At 63.9% G+C, this 20,759-nt stretch carries 19 protein-coding genes; 5 read left to right on the top strand and 14 right to left on the bottom strand.

Going from position 1 to position 20,759, the window contains the following annotated elements:
* Positions 1-111 precede the first annotated feature (111 nt).
* The 5 genes from R3E49_RS00175 to R3E49_RS00155 are packed head-to-tail and all read right to left on the bottom strand — an operon-like array spanning position 112 to position 6,135.
* Positions 112-1,089, bottom strand: coding sequence for an ABC transporter ATP-binding protein (locus tag R3E49_RS00175; RefSeq protein WP_371293207.1), 978 nt, complete (start codon positions 1,087-1,089; stop codon positions 112-114).
* Entirely contained in the window at positions 1,086-2,057 is a 972-nt protein-coding gene (locus R3E49_RS00170) for an ABC transporter ATP-binding protein (RefSeq protein WP_371293206.1), read from the bottom strand. Before R3E49_RS00170 ends, R3E49_RS00175 begins: the two co-directional genes overlap by 4 nt.
* A gap of 6 nt (positions 2,058-2,063) precedes the next feature.
* Positions 2,064-4,019, bottom strand: a complete 1,956-nt coding sequence (locus R3E49_RS00165; protein WP_371293205.1) for an extracellular solute-binding protein — start codon at positions 4,017-4,019, stop codon at positions 2,064-2,066.
* Positions 4,020-4,044: 25 nt separating this feature from the next.
* Complete coding sequence (locus R3E49_RS00160) at positions 4,045-5,112, bottom strand: ABC transporter permease (RefSeq protein WP_371293204.1); 1,068 nt, start codon at positions 5,110-5,112, stop codon at positions 4,045-4,047.
* Positions 5,113-5,115: 3 nt separating this feature from the next.
* Positions 5,116-6,135 (bottom strand): ABC transporter permease, encoded by a 1,020-nt coding sequence (locus R3E49_RS00155; protein ID WP_290741914.1) that lies wholly within the window; start codon positions 6,133-6,135, stop codon positions 5,116-5,118.
* A 231-nt stretch (positions 6,136-6,366) separates the two neighbouring features.
* On the opposite strand from R3E49_RS00155, the gene nei reads away from it, so the two are divergent.
* Entirely contained in the window at positions 6,367-7,188 is an 822-nt protein-coding gene (nei, locus tag R3E49_RS00150) for an endonuclease VIII (protein ID WP_371293203.1), read from the top strand.
* A gap of 15 nt (positions 7,189-7,203) precedes the next feature.
* On the opposite strand, the gene R3E49_RS00145 is transcribed toward nei, so the two are convergent.
* The 3 genes from R3E49_RS00145 to R3E49_RS00135 all read right to left on the bottom strand — a co-directional run bounded on the left by R3E49_RS00145 (position 7,204) and on the right by R3E49_RS00135 (position 9,391).
* Positions 7,204-7,848: a thermonuclease family protein gene (locus R3E49_RS00145; protein ID WP_371293202.1), complete on the bottom strand. Its 645-nt coding sequence runs from the start codon at positions 7,846-7,848 to the stop codon at positions 7,204-7,206.
* A 78-nt stretch (positions 7,849-7,926) separates the two neighbouring features.
* On the bottom strand, positions 7,927-8,466 hold the full coding sequence (locus R3E49_RS00140; RefSeq protein ID WP_371293201.1) for a YaeQ family protein: 540 nt from the start codon (positions 8,464-8,466) through the stop codon (positions 7,927-7,929).
* A 67-nt stretch (positions 8,467-8,533) separates the two neighbouring features.
* Positions 8,534-9,391: a DUF1295 domain-containing protein gene (locus tag R3E49_RS00135; RefSeq protein ID WP_371293200.1), complete on the bottom strand. Its 858-nt coding sequence runs from the start codon at positions 9,389-9,391 to the stop codon at positions 8,534-8,536.
* Positions 9,392-9,543: 152 nt separating this feature from the next.
* On the opposite strand from R3E49_RS00135, the gene R3E49_RS00130 reads away from it, so the two are divergent.
* The gene (locus R3E49_RS00130) at positions 9,544-9,747 is read left to right on the top strand and encodes a DUF2892 domain-containing protein (RefSeq protein ID WP_371293199.1); all 204 of its coding nucleotides are present in this window, start codon (positions 9,544-9,546) and stop codon (positions 9,745-9,747) included.
* A 75-nt stretch (positions 9,748-9,822) separates the two neighbouring features.
* Positions 9,823-10,677, top strand: coding sequence for an SDR family oxidoreductase (locus R3E49_RS00125; RefSeq protein WP_371293198.1), 855 nt, complete (start codon positions 9,823-9,825; stop codon positions 10,675-10,677).
* A gap of 39 nt (positions 10,678-10,716) precedes the next feature.
* Here the strand turns inward: R3E49_RS00125 and R3E49_RS00120 are convergent, their stop codons facing one another.
* Positions 10,717-10,962: a TIGR02647 family protein gene (locus tag R3E49_RS00120; protein ID WP_290741902.1), complete on the bottom strand. Its 246-nt coding sequence runs from the start codon at positions 10,960-10,962 to the stop codon at positions 10,717-10,719.
* A 77-nt stretch (positions 10,963-11,039) separates the two neighbouring features.
* Positions 11,040-12,212, bottom strand: a complete 1,173-nt coding sequence (locus R3E49_RS00115) for a PQQ-dependent sugar dehydrogenase (protein WP_371293197.1) — start codon at positions 12,210-12,212, stop codon at positions 11,040-11,042.
* 143 nt (positions 12,213-12,355) lie between these two features.
* Here R3E49_RS00115 and R3E49_RS00110 point away from each other — a divergent pair, with 143 nt between their 5' ends.
* On the top strand, positions 12,356-13,570 hold the full coding sequence (locus tag R3E49_RS00110) for a lytic murein transglycosylase (RefSeq protein ID WP_371293196.1): 1,215 nt from the start codon (positions 12,356-12,358) through the stop codon (positions 13,568-13,570).
* Here the strand turns inward: R3E49_RS00110 and R3E49_RS00105 are convergent.
* Positions 13,567-15,618 carry a BCCT family transporter gene (locus R3E49_RS00105; protein WP_371293195.1) on the bottom strand — a complete coding sequence of 684 codons (2,052 nt, stop codon included), beginning with the start codon at positions 15,616-15,618 and terminating at the stop codon, positions 13,567-13,569. The two genes, R3E49_RS00110 and R3E49_RS00105, sit on opposite strands and share 4 nt — an antisense overlap.
* Before the next feature lie 187 nt (positions 15,619-15,805).
* On the opposite strand from R3E49_RS00105, the gene R3E49_RS00100 reads away from it, so the two are divergent.
* Positions 15,806-16,822, top strand: a complete 1,017-nt coding sequence (locus tag R3E49_RS00100; RefSeq protein ID WP_371293194.1) for an NADP-dependent oxidoreductase — start codon at positions 15,806-15,808, stop codon at positions 16,820-16,822.
* Here the strand turns inward: R3E49_RS00100 and R3E49_RS00095 are convergent.
* The 3 genes from R3E49_RS00095 to R3E49_RS00085 all read right to left on the bottom strand — a co-directional run bounded on the left by R3E49_RS00095 (position 16,809) and on the right by R3E49_RS00085 (position 20,680).
* The gene (locus R3E49_RS00095) at positions 16,809-18,263 is read right to left on the bottom strand and encodes a sulfatase (protein ID WP_371293193.1); all 1,455 of its coding nucleotides are present in this window, start codon (positions 18,261-18,263) and stop codon (positions 16,809-16,811) included. The two genes, R3E49_RS00100 and R3E49_RS00095, sit on opposite strands and share 14 nt — an antisense overlap.
* A 17-nt stretch (positions 18,264-18,280) precedes the next feature.
* Entirely contained in the window at positions 18,281-19,666 is a 1,386-nt protein-coding gene (locus R3E49_RS00090) for a glycerophosphodiester phosphodiesterase family protein (RefSeq protein ID WP_371293192.1), read from the bottom strand.
* A gap of 69 nt (positions 19,667-19,735) precedes the next feature.
* Complete coding sequence (locus tag R3E49_RS00085; RefSeq protein ID WP_371293191.1) at positions 19,736-20,680, bottom strand: cyclase family protein; 945 nt, start codon at positions 20,678-20,680, stop codon at positions 19,736-19,738.
* Between the last annotated feature and the right edge of the window lie 79 nt (positions 20,681-20,759).

Genomic DNA, 20,759 nt, shown 5'->3' with positions numbered 1-20,759 from the left:
GGGCAGCCGGGGGTGTTGTGTTTCTGCGGTATTCCTCGTTGTCATTCAGCACTCTCCTGAGTCTCGCGCAGTATACGGCATTTGCCCGCGCTCCGATCAGCGCAGGCAAGGTTAGCCGCTGCGGGCGAGCAGGTGGCAGGCCGCCGCGTGGTTGCCTGTCAGCGGTGCCAGCCCGGGTTCGGCCTCGCTGCATCGCGGCTCGGCGCGGGGACAGCGCGGGTGAAAGCTGCAACCCGTGGGCGGGTTGATGGGCGAGGGTACGTCCCCCCGCAGCACATCGCGTTGTGCCTTGCGGTGCGGGTCCGGCACGGGAATGGCCGAGATCAGGCTCTGCGTGTAAGGGTGGCTGGCCTCCCGGTAGAGTGTTTCGCTGGGGGCCGTCTCCACGATTTTGCCCAGGTACATGATCGCAACCCGGTCTGAAACGTGCTTGACCACCGCCAGGTCGTGGGCGATGAACAGGTAGGCGAGGTTGAATTCGCGCTGCAGGTCGACCAGCAGGTTGAGAATCTGGCTTTGGATGGACACGTCCAGTGCCGAGACCGGCTCATCGCAGATCACCAGCCTGGGGTTCAGGGCGATGGCCCGTGCAATGCCGATACGCTGTCGCTGACCGCCGGAGAATTCAAAGGGAAAGCGCGTGGCCGAGCGGGCAGGCAGGCCGACGATGTTCAGCAGCTCTGCGACCCGTTTGCGGCGCCAGATGCGGTCGCCGATACGGTGCACGATGAACGGTTCTTCGAGGATATCGCCCACGGTGTGCCGCGCATTCAGTGACTCCATGGGGTCCTGGAAAATCATCTGGATGTCCTGCCGGAGTGGGCGCAGGGTGCGGGGCCGCATGTGCGTGATGTCCTCGCCGGCGAAGCGGATACTGCCGCCAGTGGGCGTGTAGAGCCGCGTGATGCAGCGCCCCAGGGTCGATTTGCCACAGCCTGATTCACCGACCAGACCCAGTGTTTCCCCTGGATTGATGGTGAATGATACGCCATCCACGGCGCGGTTGAAGGCTCGGGCACGCAGGAACAGACCTTCGCGCACCGGGAAGTGCATCTGCAGGTTGCTGACTTCCAGCAGTGGCGCGCTCACAGTTCTTGCCACCGCAGGCAGCTGACCGCGTGACCGGCCGCCACCTGCTCAGGTGCCGGAAGCTGCTCCCGGCAGCGGTCCACGGCAAAGGTGCAGCGGTTCTCGAAGCGGCAGCCCAGCGGCAGGTCGCGCAGACCGGGCACCATGCCCTCTATCACACCGAGGCGCGACTTTGCCTCGGTCTCCAGTCGCGGTATGGAGGCCAGCAGACCGCGCGTGTAGGGGTGGGCCGGCCGGTCGAAGATATCAAACACGGAGCCCTGTTCCGCGACCTTGCCGGCGTACATCACCACCACCTGTTCGCAGGTTTCCGCGATCACGCCGAGATCATGGGTGATCATGATCACCGCCATCCCCATACGCTTCTGCAGGTCGGCGATCAGTTCCAGAATCTGGGCCTGGATGGTGACATCCAGCGCCGTGGTGGGTTCGTCGGCGATCAGCAGGTCCGGCTCGCAGGCCAGCGCCATGGCAATCACCACCCGCTGGCGCATACCGCCGGACAGCTGGTGGGGGTATTCGCCCAGGCGCAGGTCCGGCGACGGAATGCCCACCCGATCGAGCATGTCGGCGGCAGCACGCAGCGCGTTGGCAGGCTCGCAGACCTTGTGCAGCAGCATGCCCTCGGTGAGCTGGCGGCCGATGGTGTGCACCGGGTTCAATGCCGTCATGGGCTCCTGGAAGACCATGCCGATACGCCGCCCGCGAATCTTCTGCATCTCGGGAATATCGAGCCGGGCGAGGTCGGTACCCTGGAACAGCAGGCTGCCGCCTGCAATCCGACCCATGGGTTGCGGCAGCAGGCGCATGATCGACAGCGCCGTCACGCTCTTGCCGCAGCCGGACTCGCCGACGATGCCCAGCGTGGCTCCGGCATCCACCGTGAAACTGACGCCGTCTACCGCGCGCACCAGGCCTTCATCGGTGGCGAACTCGGTGACCAGCTGGTCGACTTCAAGCAGTGCCACGGCTGGCTACTCCGCCCATTGGTCATACACGCGGATGACGGGGTCGAAACGCGTGCCGTCGCGACGGGCAGCTTCGGTCTCTGCTTTCATGTCGGTGTCGATCCAGTGCACGAAGGTCTCCCCAGGACCCTGCGCGTGCTTGTGCGAGAAACCCTCGGGGTAGCGCAGCCAGCGCCAGTGGCCGATGCGGAAAAAGCCCTGGTAGAAACCGGGCACGAAGGAGGCGTGCTCGTGATGCAATTCCGTCATCCGGTGTGCCAGCTGGATCATGTCGTCGCGGTCGTTGGAGCGCCGATAGCGTTCGATCAGCTGATCCATTTCCAGAATTGCAAAACTTTCCAGGTTGTTGGTCTGGGTCTTCAGTTTGCGCTCGGGATTGACACTGCCATCGTCCAGGAAGGCCCTGTCGTAGGCGTTGTCGGAGTGATAGTGCTCCCAGAAGCGGGGGTACAGTTCCAGGAATACGCCAAAGGCGGTGAAGAATATATCGTGTTGTTTTTCCTGTACCTTCTTCCAGCCTACGGTGCCATCGAGCACTTCAATGCGCAGATCAAGGCCCGCCTTGGCCGCTTCCTCGCGCAGGATGGTCAGTACATCGCGCAGGCTCTCGTAGCCGGTGGAGAGCGTGAAGGCCAGTCGCTGGCCCTGGTCATTGACCAGAATGCCGTCGGCGCCACGCTCGGTGAAACCCGCTGCCGCAAAGTGCCCCTGGGCCTTGCTGATGTCGAAGGTGCGTGCGGTGATGGTGGGGTGTGTGAAATCACCGAAGCCTTCCTGCCCGGTGTTCATGCGCGTGTTGTCACCGCGGAAGAACTTCTCAATTACCAGCTCCCAGTTCGTGGCGTAATTGATGCCCAGCCGTATTTCGCGGTCACTCAGCAGCGGCTGGGCCGTGTTGATCCACAGGCCGAAATTGGGTCGCGGCCGCTGGTTGTAGTACATCACCTTGTGAATGTACCCGGCCTGGATGTCCGGGTCGCTGTCTGGCAGCTTCTCATACCAGTATTCCGCAAGACCCAGCCCGAACTGGTCGATATCGCCGCGCTTGAAGGCCTCGAAGGTCTTGGCGTCGTCGCGAATAACCGTGAACTGGATACGATCCGGATTGAAGCGGTAGCGCCAGTATTTTTTGTCCTTTGCCCACCAGTCCTTGTTGCGTGTGAGGGCGATGGAGCGCCCCTTGCGCACGTCCTCCGGGCGTATGATGTAGGCGCCGGGCGTGGGTTCGAATTCCCACTGGTAGCGCTCGCTGAAGTCGTCACCCATGTCGGTGTAGAAATGCTGCGGAATAGGCCGCAACAGGAGCACGCGCTCATCGAGGTCAGGCTTGAGCTCCCGGGTGGTGATGGAGATGGTGTGGTCATCGTAGCGGGTGATGTTGGTGTAGGTCGTGCTGTAGAAGTTGTTGTACCAGGGCGCCATGATGTAGGGCGAGCGGTAGAACCAGAACATGAACAGGTAGTCGTCTGCGGTGACGGGCTCGCCATCGGAGAACCGTGCAGCCGGGTCCAGCTTGACGTACACCGTGCGCGCCGCTTCATCGATGGCCCAGGATTCTGCCAGCCCGGGATACAGGTCGCGGGTCTCCGGGTGCACGTGGGCCATGGTCATGCCCGTGTCGTCGAGTAGATAGGTGCGAAAACCGCCGTTTGAGTCCGGGCCTACTGTGCGCAGGGTGCGCGGAAAGTCCTGCAGGGCGGCATTCTGCGTGCCGCCCTTGACGGCGTCCGGCGAGCCGATCTCCGGCAGGTGGTTGTTGTTCTCCCACACCAGGTCCGCGGGCAGGTCAGCCGGCGTCTTGAAACTGAAGAAATCCGGGTTGGCAGCGTAGTAGGCTTCCACCTCGGCGGTGACCCCCGCCAGCCCGTCGGCGCTGGCCGCGATATCTGTGGGCTCCTGGGATGACTCGCCGCAGCCTGCAACGCACAGGCTGAATAACAGGCAGTACAGGGTCTTTTTCATGGCGGATTCCTCATGTGCGTTGTCCCTAGCGGTAAACAGAGAAGGTTTTGGGATCGAATGACTCGCGGATGGCTTCGCCGATAAACGTCACCAGCGTCAGCAGCGCGACCAGCGTGCCGAACGCGGAAATGACAATCCACGGTGCCGTGCGCAGGTTGGCAGTGCCCTGCTTGAGCAACTCGCCCAGGCTGGGTGTGGGTACGGGCAGGCCGAAGCCGAGAAAATCGAGTGCGGTGATGGCGGAAATGGCGGCTACTACCGTGAAAGGCATGAAGGTGATCAGCGTCGACAGCACATTGGGCATGATGTGGCGGAAGATGATGCGCGTGTTGGAGGCGCCAATGATGCGCGCGGCGGCGACATAGTCCCGAGCCTTCTCCTTGTAGGTTTCCGTGCGCATGTAATAGGTCATCCCCGTCCAGGAAAACAGCACCATCACCAGCAACAGAATGCCGATGCGTGTCGGTACCGCGACCGTCGATGGGATGACGGAAAAGATGATGATGACCATGTACAGGAAAGGCACATTGGACCAGATCTCAATGACGCGCTGCAGTATCAGGTCGAAGACGCCGCCGAAGTAGCCCATGGCACAGCCGATGGCAATGCCGATCAGGTAGACGGAGAGCGTGAAGCCGAGTGCGAACAGCAGCGCGATGCGTGTGCCGTAGAAGAGCCGCGCAAGGATGTCCCGGCTGGTGGTGTCCGTGCCCAGGTAGTGCTGTGACGCGGCACTGGGTGGCTGCGGCCGGAACACGCCACCGGCGGCGTTGTTCTCATAGGGATTGTAGGGCACCAGGGGCAGCAGCACCCAGTTCCCCTCATCGGCCTCGTCGAAACGGTCCTGTAAGTCCCGGTAGTTGGTCTCGTAGTCGTAGTCGAGGCCGAAGTCGGTACCCGGGTGGAAGTCGCCATAGGTGGGGAAGTAGAGTTCGCCCTGATAACTCACCACCAGCGCCCGGCTGTTGATCAGCAGCTCACCACAGGCCAGCAGCGCGGAAAGCCCCAGGAGAATCAGGAAGCTGTAGTAGCCGCGCTTGATCTGGCGGAAGCGCCGCAGCTTTTTTCGTGTTTGGGGCGTGAGTGCAAACATGGCCTACTGGAACCGTATCCGCGGGTCGACCAGTGCGACCAGGATGTCCGAGATAATGTTGCCAATCAGCAGCAACAGGCTGGCCAGTAACACCACGCCCATGACCACCGGATAGTCGCGGTCGAGAATGGCCGTCAGGCCGAGCAGGCCAAAACCGTCGATATCAAAGATGGTTTCTATCAGGAAGGAGCCGGATACCAGCAGGGTGATGTTCTGCCCGAACGTGGTCGCGATGGGGATCAGCGAGTTGCGCACGGCATGGCGCGTGACCGACTGCCGGAAGGACACTCCTTTGGCGATCGCGGTGCGTATGTAGTCCGCTGCCAGGTTGTCCATCAGATGGTTCTTGAGCAACAGCGTGACCAGGGCGAAGCTGCCCACCAGGTAGCAAATCAGTGGCAGTACGGAGTGGCGCAGCAAGTCCAGTGCCTGTGCGCCCAGCGACAGGTCGCGGAAGTCATAGCTCACAAAGCCGCCCATGGGGAACCACTCCAGGCGCACTGAAAACAGCAGTATCAGCAGTGAGCCGAGGGCGTAGCCGGGTATCGCGTAGCCGACAAAGATGAGCACCGAGCTGATATTGTCGACAAAGGTGCGGTGGCGTATGGCCTTGAGAATGCCCAGTGGTATGCAGACTGCGTAGGTGATCACCAGGGTCACCAGCCCGTAATACAGCGATACAGGGAAGCGCTCGCTGATGACGTCCCACACCGGCTCGTTGTAGCGATAGGAGCTGCCCAGGTCGCCGCGCAGCACCTTACCCAGCCAGGCGGCATAGCTTTGCAGCACCGGCTTGTCGAAGCCGTAGTATTCCCGCAGCCGGTCGAGTTGTGCCTCCGAGATGGCCATGCCCTGGCCCGCCATCTGGGCGCCGCCGCCGGAAAGGCTCATCTGCTGCGTTTCCATGATGGCGCGTTCCAGCGGGCCACCGGGGACCAGGCGCGTAATGGCAAAGACGATAATGGTCACACCAATTAGCGTGGGCGGGACGAGCAAGAGGCGTCTGAGAAAATAGTCGCGCATGCGATGTCCGGTGAAGCCCCTGTCGTGTTCCCTGCCGTGTGGTGTATCGGCGTGAATCCGGATGGTGCCACAAAGGCACCGCGGGGCAAAGCATATCGGCTGTCGCAGCGTCGGCTGGCACAGCATCGGCTGCCGCAGCATCGGCTGCCGGCTCATCCGCAGCGCAGCCGGTCGCGTAGCTAATTACAGTTCATTCACCAGCCAGCGCCGGGTGCGCGGGGAGTTAGCCGGATGCCCGAGGGGCCAGAAATCCGCCGGGCTGCGGACGAGATTGCCGCGGTGCTGGAAGGTCGCACCATAAAGACAGTGCGTTTCGGTCTGTCGCGCCTGCGCAAGGTGGAGCGGAGGTTGCGTGGCCACCGGGTGCGGGCGGTGGAAACCCGAGGCAAGGCCATGCTATTGCACTTTGAACATGGCCTGACGGTGTACTCGCACAATCAGCTATACGGTGTCTGGTGCGTGGTGCAGGGGCAGCAGCTGCCCGAAAGTACGCGCTCACTGCGTCTGCTGCTGCAAACCGCGACTCACTCCGCCGTTCTCTATAGCGCGTCGGACATCAGCGTGTGGCCCGTGGAGGAACTGGAGCAGCACCCTTTTCTGGCGCGGCTGGGCCCTGACATCATGTCTACCGGACTGGCCTGGCGAACCATTGCGGACCGGCTGCAGAGCCCGCAGTTTGTGCGCCGCAATCTGGCCAGCCTGTATCTGGACCAGGGTTTTGTTGCGGGCATCGGCAACTATCTGCGCAGTGAGATCCTGCACGCTGCACGCCTGCACCCACTGCGGCGGGCCGCCAGCCTCAGTGCCGGAGAACGCGGTCGACTGGCGCGGGCAACCCTGGATGTCAGCCTGCGCAGCTACCGCACTGCCGGCGTCACCCTGGCGCCGTCCCTGGCGCGCGCGCTGGAGGGCACTGCGTTGCCCTGGGAGCAGCGCCGTTTCGCGGTGTTTGGGCGCGACGGGTTGCCCTGCTATCGGTGTGCCGCGGCGATTGTGCGCAGTGAGTTGAACAGCCGGCGGCTGTACGCCTGCCCCGCCTGCCAGCCAGCCTGACAGGGCCTGCCCGCGTCAGCGCGCGTCGCGCAGGCGCTGCTGGCGTCGCCAGTCCCAGGGGGGTGTGGGGTCGCTCCCTGCCCAGAGGCCGCGCCGCGCAGAACGCGCCTCTCGCTCGGCGGCCTCCAGAGCGTGCTCCTGACGTGCGAAATACTGATACCACCAGGCGTGGCCCTGTTCGACCAGCGCCAGGTTGACGTTGCGGCCATCGGCATACACCGTGCCGACCTTGCGCCCGTAGTCGTCCTCCTCGATTACCACCACGCCGAGGCGCTTGCCCGAGACCAGCGCTGCCAGCGCCTCCCGCGAGCGATTCCCATGTGGCTGGTCGCTTTCCGGAGCATCGATGCCGAAGAAGCGGATCTTGTGCTGGGTGTTGCTCGCGTCGAGCAGGGACAGCGTGTCGCCGTCGGCGATGCGCACCACGCGACCGGTCAGGTCAAAGTGCTCAGGGGCCTGCCCCTCGCGTGCCGCGCCCGCGGTTTCCAGCGATTCCACTGCCTGGCCGAGGCCGGTGTTGCGCTCCCCGGCCAATTTGTCCAGTGCCTGTCGGTGCCAGTTCACCTCGCCGTCGGTGGCGAGTTGATACAGGCTGAGGCCCAGCAGCACCAGGGCGACCCGGACCAGATTGCGGGAGGAGAGGGCGGGGAAGCGTTTCATAAGCGAGGCGTTGTCCAGGTCAGTGCCCACTATACCGCAGGCCGGGCATTGGGGGCACGGGCCCCGCGGCGCGCCCGTTCAGGGTTTCAGTGGGCTCGGAGTGATGCTGATGGTCTCCCCCTGGCCGCTCACCATGACTTCGCCGTCGCTGATAGTGCACTGCAGCTGCAGACCGGGACGGGCCATTTGCGCCAGGCTGCGCAGGCTGCTGTCGGCAATCTGCCAGATGCTGAGGTGCTTGAAGCGCTCCAGGGCACTGGCATTTTTTTGCCACCAGACCGGCACGGCGCGGTCACCGTACATATACAGCACCACCTGCTGCCCCCTGGCGCAGGCCTTGCGCAGGCGGTCGGGATCGGGGGCGCCCAGCTCTACCCACAGCTCGATGGCCCCGGTCAGGTCTTTCTGCCACAGGTCCGGTTCGTCGTCGGTGCTGATGCCGCGGCCGAAGGTGAGCTGGTCGCCGGCATGCAGGGCGAAAGCCAGCACCCGCAACATCATGCGTTCATCGGTTTCCGATGGATGGCGCGCCAGGGTGAGTGGGAAATCGCCGTAGACCTGCCTGTCGAGGTCGGCAACGTTCAGGTCCATCTTGAAGATCGTGGATTTCAGGGCCATGTGGGGGCGGTACTCGTGGTGTGGGTGCGCACTATAGCCCAGCCCTGCGGTGCAGGCACGCGGCAGCTCAAGCGCGCAGGCGTGGCACCAGCGCAGGCGTGCGTGCCTTGTAGGCCTGCCATTGCGGGTCCTGCCCCCAGCGTCGCTCCGCTTTGCGCTCCAGAAGGGGGATGCCACTGACCCGGGTGAGCAGCACGAAAACGAACACGGGAGAGATCAGCGTGGCCCATTGCCAGCCCTGCAGCGCCGGCAGGGACATCAATGCGATACCCAGCCAGAGGATGATCTCGCCGAAGTAGTTGGGGTGGCGGGAGCGTGCCCACAGGCCACTGTCGATAAAGCGTTCGGCGCCCTGCGTGCGACGGAAGCGGCGTTTCTGGCTGTCGGCAACCACCTCTATGGTAAAACCAAGCACCCACAGCGTGAGGCCCAGCAAGCCGGGCAAGCCCATTTCCGCCATGCGACCGCTGGTGATGGCGGCCAGCGCGCAGCCCGCGGTGATGACCACCCAGAGGCCCTGGAGGGTCCAGGTGAAGAGAAAACGGCTGGCGTAGGGTTTGATCTGGTCGAAACGGGAGTCCTTGCCATCGGCGCGGATACGCAGGAACAGGAAACTCCCCAGACGCAGGGCCCAGAGGCTGATGCAGGCAGCCAGCAGCAGGCTCGCGGCGCTCTGCCCCGGTGTCAGGGCAACCGCCAGCCAGATCACGGAGAGATAGGTCAGCGCTCCTGTGAGGTCGTAGAAGGTTTCTGTCTGCAGCCGCCAGGCGGGTACGAAGGCCAGCCACTGCAGCGCAAAAGCGAGCCCCGCGCACAGGGCGAAGACCGGCCATCCCAGCCAGCTGGCGCCTGTGTGACTGCCGGCGAGTGTGATGCCCAGGCCCAGAATGAGTACAACGCCGAAGCGGGTCAGTGTGTGTAGCATGAAGGCAGCTCCCATTGCCTGACGGTTGACGGCAGCATCCGCGGGCTCCGATCAGCGGGCAAGGTTAGCACAGGGTCGCGGTCGAATGGCTTGCGCAAAATATTAGCGTAGACTAATGTTAGAGTGTCTTGCCTTGGTGACGGAGTGAAAAAATGACACTTGATCGCGCGGTGCTGGCCTTTGCCGGTGTGATGATCTTGCTGAGCCTGTTGCTGTCCCAGCTGCACAGTGGTAACTGGTTGTGGTTCACGGCGTTTGTGGGTGCCAACCTGTTGCAGTCGTCGTTTACCGGCTTTTGCCCGGCTGCGATACTGTTCAGGAAGCTGGGTGTACGCAGCGGCAGCGCGTTCTCCTGAACGATCGGGAAAGGCTTTGCCAAGCCACCGGCTTCATACAGATAATGATGCCGAATCACCGAGAGAGGAACTCTGATGACGGACGCTACGGCTACCCCGGAAAAACTGTTTGCCCACAAAGTGGTCTGGATCACGGGTGCGTCAAGTGGCATTGGCGCGGCACTGGCGGTCGAGCTGGCCGGCGCGGGAGCGAGGCTGGTGTTATCGGCACGCCGCGAGGACCGGCTGCAGGCGGTGCGCGAGGAGTGTATTGCGGCCGGTGCCGCCACTGATGATGTGCTGGTGCAGCCCCTGGATGTCGCCGACACCGAGTCCATGCCGGCGGCGGTCGAAACGGTGCTGGGTCGCTACGGGCAGGTCGACCTGCTGATCAACAATGCCGGGATTTCCCAGCGCTCCGCCTGCCTGAACACGGAGCTGAGCGTGTATCGCCGGCTGTTCGAGGTCGATGTACTGGGGCAGATTGCGCTGACCAAGCTGGTGCTGCCCACTATGGTCGCCCGTGGCCAGGGGCATGTCGCGGTCACTGCCAGCGTGGCCGGCAAGGTCGGGGCGCCGTTGCGCACCGGGTACTGTGCGGCGAAACACGCGGTGATGGGCTTTTTCGACGCGCTGCGCACCGAAGTCGCGCACCTGGGTGTGCAGGTCACCACGATCGTGCCGGGTTACATTCGCACCGATATCGCACGGCAGGCCCTCACGGGCAGTGGAGCCGCCGCGGGTGATATCGAGGACGATGTCGACAACGGCATGGACGTCGTCGAGTGTGCCCGGGTCATCGTGCAGGGTTTCTGCCGCGGCACAGAGGAAATCGAGGTGGGCAGCGGGCCCGAAATGAGCCTGCTGGAGATGAAACGCAAGGATCCGGTAGGCACCTTCAGACTGTTGGAGCAGATGGCTGCGGAGGCATTGCAGCGCAGTCTCCCCTAGCAGGCAGGCGGCTGACGCCGCGAGCCCATTGCTCCCCACTCACGCAGCGGCGGGGGTGCCGAGGATCTGGGCGACGAACTGCAGGTGCTCCGCGGCCTCGTGGCCAAGCGGCGTGAGAAACCCGCCATCCTCCTGGTCAATCAGGCCCTTGTCGTGCAGCCGCCGTGCGGCGGCGATCATCTGCGGATTCGCGTTGCTGTGCACCTTGAGGCCGACCTGTGCGCTGCTCAGGTCAAATTTCAGCAGCAGTTCGATTTCTTCTATGTGCTCTCTGGGCAGGGCCATAACGGTTTCTCCTGAACGGTGCCAACAGCATAGCGGAAATATGCGGCGGTTGCGCAAGCCCTTGCGGGTCGGGCAACTTACTCCATGCGCTGTGCAATCGGTACCGGCTCCAGACGGACAATCGCAGACGGCTCCGCACTGCGGTCATCCACAGCGAGGTAAATGAAGCCATCAGGGCCCTCGCGCACATCGCGCAGGCGTCCGATGTCCCTGGCCAGGGTCTCCTCATGGACGACTTTGCCGTCCTGCAACCGGAGCAGGGTCAGCTCTTGCCCCGACAGGCCACCGGCGAGCAGATAGCCGCGCCACTTCGGGAAGGCGTCACCTGCATAGAGTGTGAGGCCCGATGTGCCAATGGAGGGCACCCAGACCTTTACCGGCTGTTCCATGCCATCAGCGTGCGTGGTCGCGTGGATCGTCGTACCCTCGCCATAGTTCACGCCATAGCCAATCACCGGCCAACCGTAGTTGGCACCTTTCTGGATACGGTTCAGCTCGTCTCCGCCCTGTGGGCCGTGCTCGGTGATCCACAGCGTGCCGTCTGCGCCGTCAATGACCATACCCTGGGCGTTGCGGTGGCCGTAGCTCCATATCTCCGGCAGTGCCTGCGGCCTGTCCAGGAAGGGGTTGTCTGCGGGTACACGGCCATCGTCGTGCAGGCGCACAATGACCCCGTGGTGGTCTGCAAGCTGCTGTGCCGGGTGCGCTGGCAGATCGCCGGTCGGCGGAACCTGACGGTCCCCTACGCTGATGAACAGGTAGCCCTGGTCGTCAAACGCGAGGCGGGATCCGTAGTGTCCGCGGCCGCGGGACTGCGCGACGAAAATCTCCTCCACCTCGCTCAGGCCACCGTCGGCGTAGCGACCGCGCGCCACCGCTGTGGTGGACTCCCCATCTGCCAGTGGTTTGGCGTAGGACAGGTACACCAGCCGGTTGTTGGCGAAGTCAGGGTGCAGTACCACGTCCAGCAGGCCGCCCTGACCCTTGTAGAACACCTCCGGTACGCCGCTGACCGGCTGCTCCAGCAGGCGTCCGTTGCGGACGATGCGCAGGCGGCCCGGCTGTTCGGTGACCAGCATGTCGCCCCCGGGCAGGAACGCCATCGACCAGGGCCTGACCAGGCCGTCGACCACCGGCACGACACGGTAATCGTGGTACGTGGAATAGTGTACGTCCTGGGCGTGACTGCTGGTGCCGATGAAGCTCAGCAGCAGTGTGCAGGGGAGCAGTAGCCGGGCTACAGTGTTCATGGGATTGTCTCTCGCCGTTGGGTCGCTGCACAGTATAGCGACTTGTGTGCCGATTCTCGAAGCGCGGGGGCAGCCAGGCTGGATCTTGCTTCCTGTTCGGGCTGGTGTAAGTATCCGCGGAAACCTACTGGATGATGTGTGTCATGTTGTTGCGCAAAGTGGTCGTTGTGGTATGCCTGCTGGCCGGTGTTTCGGCCCGGGCGGAAGAGCGTTTTGCGGAGTGCCTGTTGGCACTGCAGGATCAGGCGCGGGCGGCCGGGGTGGCGGCGGACATCGTGGACACGGTCGTACCCGGCATGCAGCAGCAGGAACGGGTGCTGGAACTGGACGGCAAGCAGCCCGAGTTCGTGCAGACCTTTGCCCAGTATTTCAACACGCGGGTATCCGAGAGCCGAATCGAGCAGGGGCGGGCGCTGTATGCGCAGCACCGCGATTTCCTTGCGCAGCTGCAGCGGGACTACGGCGTGCCCGGCCACTATCTGGTGGCCTTCTGGGGCCTGGAGACCAATTTCGGCTCCTATCTCGGCCGCATGCCCACCCTGGACTCCCTGGCGACGCTGGCCTGTGACACCCGGCGCGCAGACTTCTTTGGCGGCGAGTTCGTTGCCGCGCTGCAGCTGCTGGAGCGCGAAGGCCTGAGTCCGGACGATATGCAGGGCTCCTGGGCGGGTGCGGTGGGACACACCCAGTTCATGCCGTCGAACTACCTGCGTTATGCGGTTGACGGCGACGGTGATGGCCGCATCAACCTGTGGCGCAGCGAGCGGGATGCGCTGGCCTCGGGTGCGCGTTTCCTGCGCGACCTGGGCTGGGTGCCCGAGTTGCGCTGGGGGCGCGAGGTCCGTCTGCCGGCAGGTTTTCCCTATGAGCTTGCGCTGTCCGGCGAGGCACTGCCACTGGCGGAGTGGTCCCGGCTGGGTGTGCTGCGCAACGACGGCGGCGCGTTGCCGGTTGCGGACCTGCAGGCATCGCTGCTGGTACCCGCTGGCGCGCCAGGCCCGGCCTTCCTCGTGTACGACAATTTCGCCGTGATCATGCGCTGGAATCGCTCTGAATCCTACGCGCTTTCCGTGGGCCACCTCGCGGACCGCATTGCCGGTGCTGGACCCCTGCGGCAGGCACCACCGGCCGATCAGCAGCCGCTGGCGCGTGCCGATGTGCTGGCCTTGCAGCAGCAGCTGAACCTGCTGGGTCATAACGCGGGGGAGGAAGACGGACTGTTCGGGTCGGGCACGCGCGCCGCACTGAGCCGCTTCCAGCGCAGCGTCGGGGCGGTGGCGGACGGCTACCCCGGCAGCGAGATTCTGCAGCGCCTGCAGCGGGCGGCATTGGCGGAGGGGGCTGGCGCAGGCAACTAGCTCTCCGACGCTGCCCGCAGCATGTCGTCGTGCTCGGCCATGTTCCAGGGCAGGCTCGCCGGCGAAATGTGCAGGAAATGCAGGTGCTTTTCCAACTGGTCGAGAATGTCGGTGATGATGTCGTGCTGGTCGAAGCCGTAGACATCGTAGGACTGGCCGCCGCGGCGCAGGAACACCTCGGCGCGGCAGTAGTGTGCGCTGTCCTCACTGCTGTGTGCCATCTCCGGAAACGCGTAGTGGGGCAGACTGTGCTCCAGCAGGCGAATCTCGTAGATAAAGTCCACGGCCTCGTCCTTGGTCACTTCCAGCCACAGACGTGCCGGCGCGTCGTCCTCGTGCAAGGTGGCATGCCAGCCCTGCTTGTCCAGTTCACGCTGTACCCGCCACATGGCCTTGCGCACCGTGGTGCCGATGAAAGCCTCCACTTCACCCCGATCCGGGAACGTGACCAGTCCCGCGAGGCGGCGGCGCCACAACCCGCGGCCATTGCCCCCTGACAGACGCCCCGTTACGCCAGTATTCAGGCTGGTGTGGTGATGGCCCTCAATCACCAGGGCGCGCCACATGCCGATCGCCGCCGCGATCATGATCAGGGAGAACGGCAGGGCACTGGCGATGGTCATGGTCTGCAGCGCGCCCAGGCCGCCCGCAAGCAGCAGGGTCGCGGCCACGGCTCCTTCGCTGCTGGCCCAGAACACGCGCTGCCATATGGGTGTGATGGCGGCGCCCCCCGATGCCAGGGAGTCGATGACCAATGAGCCGGAGTCCGAGGAGGTGACGAAGAAGGTGACGATGAGGATGACCGTCAGGAAGGAGACCAGGGAGGACAATGGCAGCACTTCAAACAGCTTGAACAGGGCCACGGCGTGATCGGCCTGCACCTGGTCGATGAGTGTGTGGTAACCCTCGTTCATGATCAGGTGCAGCGCGGTGTCACCGAAGATAGAGAACCAACTGAACGTGAACAGTGTGGGCACGAACATCACGCCGACGACGAACTGGCGTATGGTCCGTCCGCGGCTGATCTTGGCGATGAACAGGCCCACGAAGGGGGCCCAGGCGATGGTCCAGCCAAAGATGAACAGGGTCCAGTTGCCGATCCAGTCGCTGCGCGTGTAGGCCTGCAGATTGAAGGTGCGTTCTACGATATGGTTCAGGTAACTGCCCGTGTTCTGCAGGAAACTCTCGAGGATATGCACAGTGGGGCCCACGCTGAACACAAACAGCATCAGTGCCACCGCCAGCACCATGTTGAGGATGGACAGCCGCTTCACACCCTTGTCCATACCTGCCACCACCGAGAAAATCGCCAGGGCGGTGATGGCGACAATGGCGATGATCTGTACGGTCACGCTCACCGGAATCTGCGGCCAGAGGTAGTTGATACCGGCGTTGATCTGCGCAACGGAGAGCCCCAGCGTGGTGGCTATCCCGAACATGGTGCCGAGTATGGCGAAGACATCGACCGCGTGCCCGATGGGACCATAAATGCGGTTGCCGATCAGGGGGTACAGTGCGGAGCGGATCGACAGCGGCAGTCCGTGGCGAAAGGCGAAGTAGGCCAGCACCAGCCCCACCAGCCCGTAGATTGCCCAGATGTGGAAGCCCCAGTGGAAAAAGGCAATTTGCATGGCCTGCCGGGCCGCATTCACGGTTTCCGGCGCACCCGCCGGGGGCGCTGAATAGTGCAGCACGGGCTCCGCGACGCCGAAGAACAGCAGGGCGATGCCATAGCCGGCCGAGAACAGCATGGCAAACCAGGCCGGGAAGCTGTATTGCGGGTCCGCGTGGTCCGGCCCCAGCTTGATGTTGCCCCAGTTGCTGAACGCCACCACGACAATGAACACGAGGAAGAACGCCACCGACAGCATGTAGAACCAGCCGAAGGTGCTGGTGATCCAGGCCAGGGATGAGCTGAACAGCTGGCCGGCGAGATCGGGGCTGCTGATGGTGCCGATGACGAGCAGGACAATGACCACCACCGCCGGGATAAACACCGGTAATAGCACGGTGGAGGAGGGTGTTTTGGCAGTGTGCGCCTCGTTCATGCAAGGATCCTCTGCCCGCACGCTGGGGCGGGTTCATTTCACGGGTGCGCCGGGCAGGGTAACAGACGGGGCCGCACAGGTGTACCGCGCAGCAGTGGGGTGCCGCAGCCTATTCTGTTACTGTTCAGGCTGCTGCCCCCTGAACTTGCGCTTCGCGGGGCAGATTGCCTTGACCATGGAGACCCCGATGACTGCTCTCGACAACCGACAATTCCGCCTGAAAGCACGCCCTGCTGGACGTATTGAGCGTGCGCACTTCGATTTCCTGACCGAGCCCGCGCCCGAGCCGGGGCCTGGGCAGGCGCTGGTGCGGGTGCAGTACCTCAGCCTCGACCCAACAAACAGGATCTGGATGAGCGACATGGATCAGTACATGCCGCCGGTTGCCATCGGTGATGTGATGCGCGGCGGCGGCATCGGCGTCGTGGTGAAGTCGGCGTCGGAGCGCTATCAGGTGGGTGACCACGTCATGGGCCTGACCGGCTGGCAGGACTACTGTCTGGCCGACGAGGGAGAGAATGCCATGGCCGTGTTGCCCGCCAATCTGCCGATTCCTCTCTCGGCAATGCTCGGCGCCTGCGGTATGACCGGGCTCACCGCCTATTTTGGCCTGCTGGATATTGGTCGCCCGCAGGTTGGGGAAACCGTGCTGGTATCCGCCGCCGCCGGCGCCGTGGGTTCCGTGGTGGGACAGATCGCCAAGATCCGGGGTTGTCGGGTCGTGGGCATTGCCGGTGGCCGGGAAAAGTGTCGTTACCTGCTCGACGAGCTGGGCTTTGATGCTGCGGTGGATTACAAGGCGGGCGACTGGCGTGAGCAGCTCGCGGCGGCGACGCCGGACGGTATCGATGTCAATTTCGAGAATGTCGGCGGCGAGATTATGGAGGCGGTCATGGCGCGTATGAACCTCTTCGGGCGCATGCCCCTCTGCGGCATGATTTCGGGTTACAACAGCGGCGAACCCATGCGCGCGGATTTTTCATCCATATTGATGCGCCGTATCGAAGTGCGAGGCTTTATCGTTTCCGACTTTATGGAGCGCTTCCCCGCGGCCACACAGGAACTGGCCACCTGGTATCTCGAGGGGCGCCTGAAGCATCGGGAAACCGTGATCGATGGCCTTGAGCAGGCGCCCGAGGCAGTGAATCTGCTGTTCGACGGCGGCAACATGGGCAAACTGGTGGTGCGCGTCAGCGACGACTGACGCAGCCCACACCCAGTGCCGCTTTCAGGCGGGGAAGCTCTGTCGGCTCCAGCAGGGGATCGCCGGTGCGCTGGCGCCACTGCAGCAGCGCTGCCTGCAGATTGGCCAGGCGCTGCGCCTGCTGTGGCCTGTTGGCCAGATTGTTGGTCTCAAACGGGTCAACGAGCAGGTCATACAGCTCGAACTCCGGCGGGTGAAACAGGTTGCGATAGGTGGCGTTCCAGCCTGGCGCGGGGCGCACGGTAGGGCTCAGGCGCGTGTTGCCGATGTAACTCAGCGGGTTGCGGCAGGCGCTGTCGAGGTTGTGGATCAGCTTGAAACGGGTTGTGCGCACAGCGCGGCGCGGATAGAAGTGCTCGGGCGCGTGGGCATTGTATTCCGTGAACAGCAGGCCGCGCCACTGGGGTGGCGTGGTGCCACTGAGCAGCGGGCGCAGTGAGCGACCCTCTGTGCGCGGCAGTGCAACGCGAGCCGCTTCCAGCAGCGTGGGCATCAGGTCCACAGTCGATACCAGTGCTTCACTGCGCAGGCCAGCGCGGCCGGTACCGGGCCATTGAATGATCAGCGGGACGCTCACGCCGGCTTCGTACGTGGTGGTTTTCGCACGGCTGAAGGGCGCGCCGTGGTCGCTGACAAACACCACGACTGTGCGCTCCAGCACGCCGGCCCGCGCCAGTTCCTGCAGCAACAGGCCCACCCCGGTGTCCAGACGGCTGATGCCGTTGTAGTAGGAGGCCACTTCGCTGCGTATCAGTGGGCTGTCGATACCGAGGAAAGGCAGTGGTGTAACGTCCTCGGCGGTATAAGGCGCCGCCGGCAGTCCCAGGAACTGGTCGGACTCGCTGCTGTACGGGCGGTGCGGGTCGAAGTAATTGACGTACAGGAAGAAAGGCCGGCTTCCACGCTGGCGCAGGAAATCCCTGGCCACGCTGGCGACGCGCCGCACGTCACGGCTCTCCATCGCGCCGTTGTCGGCGTTCCAGCGACGATCAAAAGGGAATGCATCCGGTGGATCAATATGCAGCTTGCCGATAATGCCGTTGAAATAGCCCGCGGCGCGCAGCAGTCCCGGCAGGGTGGTCAGGCCCCTGCGCAGGCTGAACTCTGCGTGTTGTCCAGCCAGGCCAATCTGTCCGTGCTGGTGGGGGTAAAGCCCGGTGAGCATGGAGGCCCGCGAAGAACTGCAGGAGGCCTGGGTCACCCAGGCGCGCTCGAAGAGCACACCACGGGCGGCAAGTGCATCGAGATGGGGTGTCTGTGCCAGCGGGTCGCCGTAGGTGCCCAGCGACTTGCCAAGGTCATCCGCCGTGATCAGCACAATGTTCATACGCTGTGCCTGTGCGGGCGCGAAATTCTGCTCAGCCAGCGTGGGCACTGCGGATGCAGGCGCCGCCGCCCCCAGCCAGAGCAGCAGGGCGGCAAGCCACGAAAGGCGGCGCATAGGGTGTGGTCTCCGGATCAGTCGCAGCGACGTTCAGCGGGTGGTGTGTCCAGCAAGGACTGCAGGAGCACGGGACGGTCGGTCATTATAGCATCCACTCCCAGCGCCATCATCTGCAACATGTCCTCACAGGCGTTGATGGTCCACACCTGAACGGCGAGATTGGCCGCGTGGGCATCGGCTACAAAGTCTTCATTGACCACCTGCAGGAAGAAGCCCTCGGGGAGCTGGCCTTCGCCGGTAATCTGGCTGGTATCCGGCGGCACCTGGAACGACACGTGTTCCGGCACCGGCGGAATCGTGCCGGGGCCCTGTGCCCCCAGCACCAGGCCGGTACCCTGGCCCAGCGGCACCGACGTGGGTATGCAGGGTGCCGCACGCTTGAAGGCATTGGCGGCCTCGTCGACAAACGACGCCGCGATAATGTCGTGGGTCCGTCCGTAGCGCAGCAGCAACGTCGCAATCTGCTGTTCGTAGTCGCCGACCCCGTCCAGGTCCGGCTTCAATTCAACGTTCAACAGCCTGCCCGCAAAGCGCCGCAGGGCTTCCTCCAGCGTGGGAATGCGGAAGTCCTCGCGGCTGTAGCCGGGCGGTGGCGGGCGGTCACCGGTGGCGATGCCACGGAACACGTAGTCGGCTTCCGGGCGGTCACGGGGTGTCCCAACGCCGGGTACGAACCAGTAGGCGGCGTCCAGCTCGCGCAGTTCAGCAAGGGTCAGGTCGACAACGCGACCCTCGCCGTTGGTGGTGCGGTCCACCGTCAGGTCATGAAGTATCACCAGTTCGTTGTCGAGCGTCTGGTAGACGTCCATCTCCAGTACGTCGGCGCCGACCTCCGCGACTTCCGCATAGGCGTACAGCGTGTTCTCGGGGAAATCGATCACACCGCCGCGGTGGGCGTAGTTCAGCGGATCTGCGCCGAATACGCGCCAGGGGTTGGGCTCCTTGTCCGCGGAGGTCTGGCACAGGGCGTCGTCGTTGGCGATGGTTCCCAGCGCCGTGTCCCCGGTCGGTTCGGCATTGCCGTCAACGCTGTAAACCAGGCGCAGCGTTTTGGCAGGTTCGTCCAGCGCGTTGCCAAACACCTCCACCGTAATATCGGCGCTCAGGGCGCCGGCTGCAATCGTGACGTCGCCCTCAGTGGGCAGGAAGTCGATGTCCGGGCGGGCGCTGTCGCCCTCGGTGCGGAAGATGACGCGCACCGGGGCGGGCTGCGGCTCGGTCAGGGTTGCACGGAAACGCAGTGTGGACATTTCGCCCGGGGCGCCCTCGGGAACAGCCGTGGGCGCTATGCTCAGCGATGAGGGCGCCACAGGTTCCGGCGGTGGCTGGTCGCTGCCGTCGGAACAGCCGGCAAGCAGGGCAATGGCAATGGGTAGAAACAGGTTTCGGTGTGTATTCACGGTATCAGGTTCCTCTGCGGGGCACGCTCAACGCTACGCAATTTCCATGACGGTGGCCAGCGCGCGTGCTCAGCGAATGGCCACCGGGTTGATGACGGCCTGCACCGCGCCCACAAAGCGCGGTTGACCCAGCACGAAGAGAAATTCCTGCACCCCGTCTGCCACCAGTGCCCGCGTATCCATGTTTTCCAGCACGTACACGCCCTGGCGCGCCAGCAGTTCCTGGTGTGCGGGGAACAACTCATCTGCCTTGTCGCCGGGCAGGGCGTCCAGTCCCCAGGTGTCCGCCCCCACGGCCACCACGCCCAACTCACCGAGATAGCGCGCACCGTCCTCCCCGAGCCCGGGTTCGCCGGCCATGAAACGCTCGGGATCGGTTTCAGACAGCGACAGCCATCCGGTATGGAAGAGCACAACGTCGCCCTGTTCCAGGCGCACATTCTGTGCGCTGGCCGCGGCCTTGATCTCCGCGCTGTTGAACACCGTGCCCGCTTCGAGCATCGGCTTGCCAAAATGCGCCGCCATGTCCAGCAGCACACCCCGGCTGACGATGGGTGGCAGGGTGTCGATACCGAAAGTGGTCAGCCCCGTCACCGTCACGAACTCACTGGCGTGTTTGCCGTTGTAGTAGCGATGCCTGATGCCCAGGTGGCCGAGGCCGTCAATCTGGCTGCCAATGCCCATCCAGGTCTGCAGCAGGTCATCGTTGGAGGTGATGCCGTTTGCCGCCAGGGGTGTGCCCAGGCCATCGTCCAGTTGCAGGACGGTCATGGCATAGCGGCGCGGCCCATAGGCTGGAGAGTCCGGCCCTGTGGGTACACCCAGCGCATAGGTTTTGCCGGTGGTGACCAGACGCGCCGCCTGCACCACTTTGTCCGGCGAGAGAAAATTGATTGCGCCCAGAGTGTCGTCTGCGCCGTGGCGCGAAGGGTACCAGTCGTCAGCCATGGCCGGTGTTGCGAGTGTCAGTGCTGCCAGAAAAGCCCGCAGGCTGGTAGCGTGAAGAGTCATCATGCCGAGGTTCCTCAGTCTTGTTATGTATTCGGTCTGTAGTCGCCAGCCGCTCTGGGATAGCATACGGCGCTGGGCTCCG

The organism is Haliea sp. (genome assembly GCF_041395985.1).
In the GTDB taxonomy this organism is placed as follows: Bacteria; Pseudomonadota; Gammaproteobacteria; order Pseudomonadales; family Halieaceae; genus Haliea.
This window is presented reverse-complemented; position numbering and strand designations above follow the sequence as displayed.

Excerpts from the sequence above, each read along its gene's own strand:
- R3E49_RS00165 (WP_371293205.1), bottom strand. The coding sequence starts at position 4,019 with ATGAAAAAGACCCTGTACTGCCTGTTATTCAGCCTGTGCGTTGCAGGC.
- R3E49_RS00160 (WP_371293204.1), bottom strand. The coding sequence starts at position 5,112 with ATGTTTGCACTCACGCCCCAAACACGAAAAAAGCTGCGGCGCTTCCGC.
- R3E49_RS00155 (WP_290741914.1), bottom strand. The coding sequence starts at position 6,135 with ATGCGCGACTATTTTCTCAGACGCCTCTTGCTCGTCCCGCCCACGCTA.
- nei (WP_371293203.1), top strand. The coding sequence starts at position 6,367 with ATGCCCGAGGGGCCAGAAATCCGCCGGGCTGCGGACGAGATTGCCGCG.
- R3E49_RS00145 (WP_371293202.1), bottom strand. The coding sequence starts at position 7,848 with ATGAAACGCTTCCCCGCCCTCTCCTCCCGCAATCTGGTCCGGGTCGCC.
- R3E49_RS00140 (WP_371293201.1), bottom strand. The coding sequence starts at position 8,466 with ATGGCCCTGAAATCCACGATCTTCAAGATGGACCTGAACGTTGCCGAC.
- R3E49_RS00135 (WP_371293200.1), bottom strand. The coding sequence starts at position 9,391 with ATGCTACACACACTGACCCGCTTCGGCGTTGTACTCATTCTGGGCCTG.
- R3E49_RS00130 (WP_371293199.1), top strand. The coding sequence starts at position 9,544 with ATGACACTTGATCGCGCGGTGCTGGCCTTTGCCGGTGTGATGATCTTG.
- R3E49_RS00125 (WP_371293198.1), top strand. The coding sequence starts at position 9,823 with ATGACGGACGCTACGGCTACCCCGGAAAAACTGTTTGCCCACAAAGTG.
- R3E49_RS00120 (WP_290741902.1), bottom strand. The coding sequence starts at position 10,962 with ATGGCCCTGCCCAGAGAGCACATAGAAGAAATCGAACTGCTGCTGAAA.
- R3E49_RS00115 (WP_371293197.1), bottom strand. The coding sequence starts at position 12,212 with ATGAACACTGTAGCCCGGCTACTGCTCCCCTGCACACTGCTGCTGAGC.
- R3E49_RS00110 (WP_371293196.1), top strand. The coding sequence starts at position 12,356 with ATGTTGTTGCGCAAAGTGGTCGTTGTGGTATGCCTGCTGGCCGGTGTT.
- R3E49_RS00105 (WP_371293195.1), bottom strand. The coding sequence starts at position 15,618 with ATGAACGAGGCGCACACTGCCAAAACACCCTCCTCCACCGTGCTATTA.
- R3E49_RS00100 (WP_371293194.1), top strand. The coding sequence starts at position 15,806 with ATGACTGCTCTCGACAACCGACAATTCCGCCTGAAAGCACGCCCTGCT.
- R3E49_RS00095 (WP_371293193.1), bottom strand. The coding sequence starts at position 18,263 with ATGCGCCGCCTTTCGTGGCTTGCCGCCCTGCTGCTCTGGCTGGGGGCG.
- R3E49_RS00085 (WP_371293191.1), bottom strand. The coding sequence starts at position 20,680 with ATGATGACTCTTCACGCTACCAGCCTGCGGGCTTTTCTGGCAGCACTG.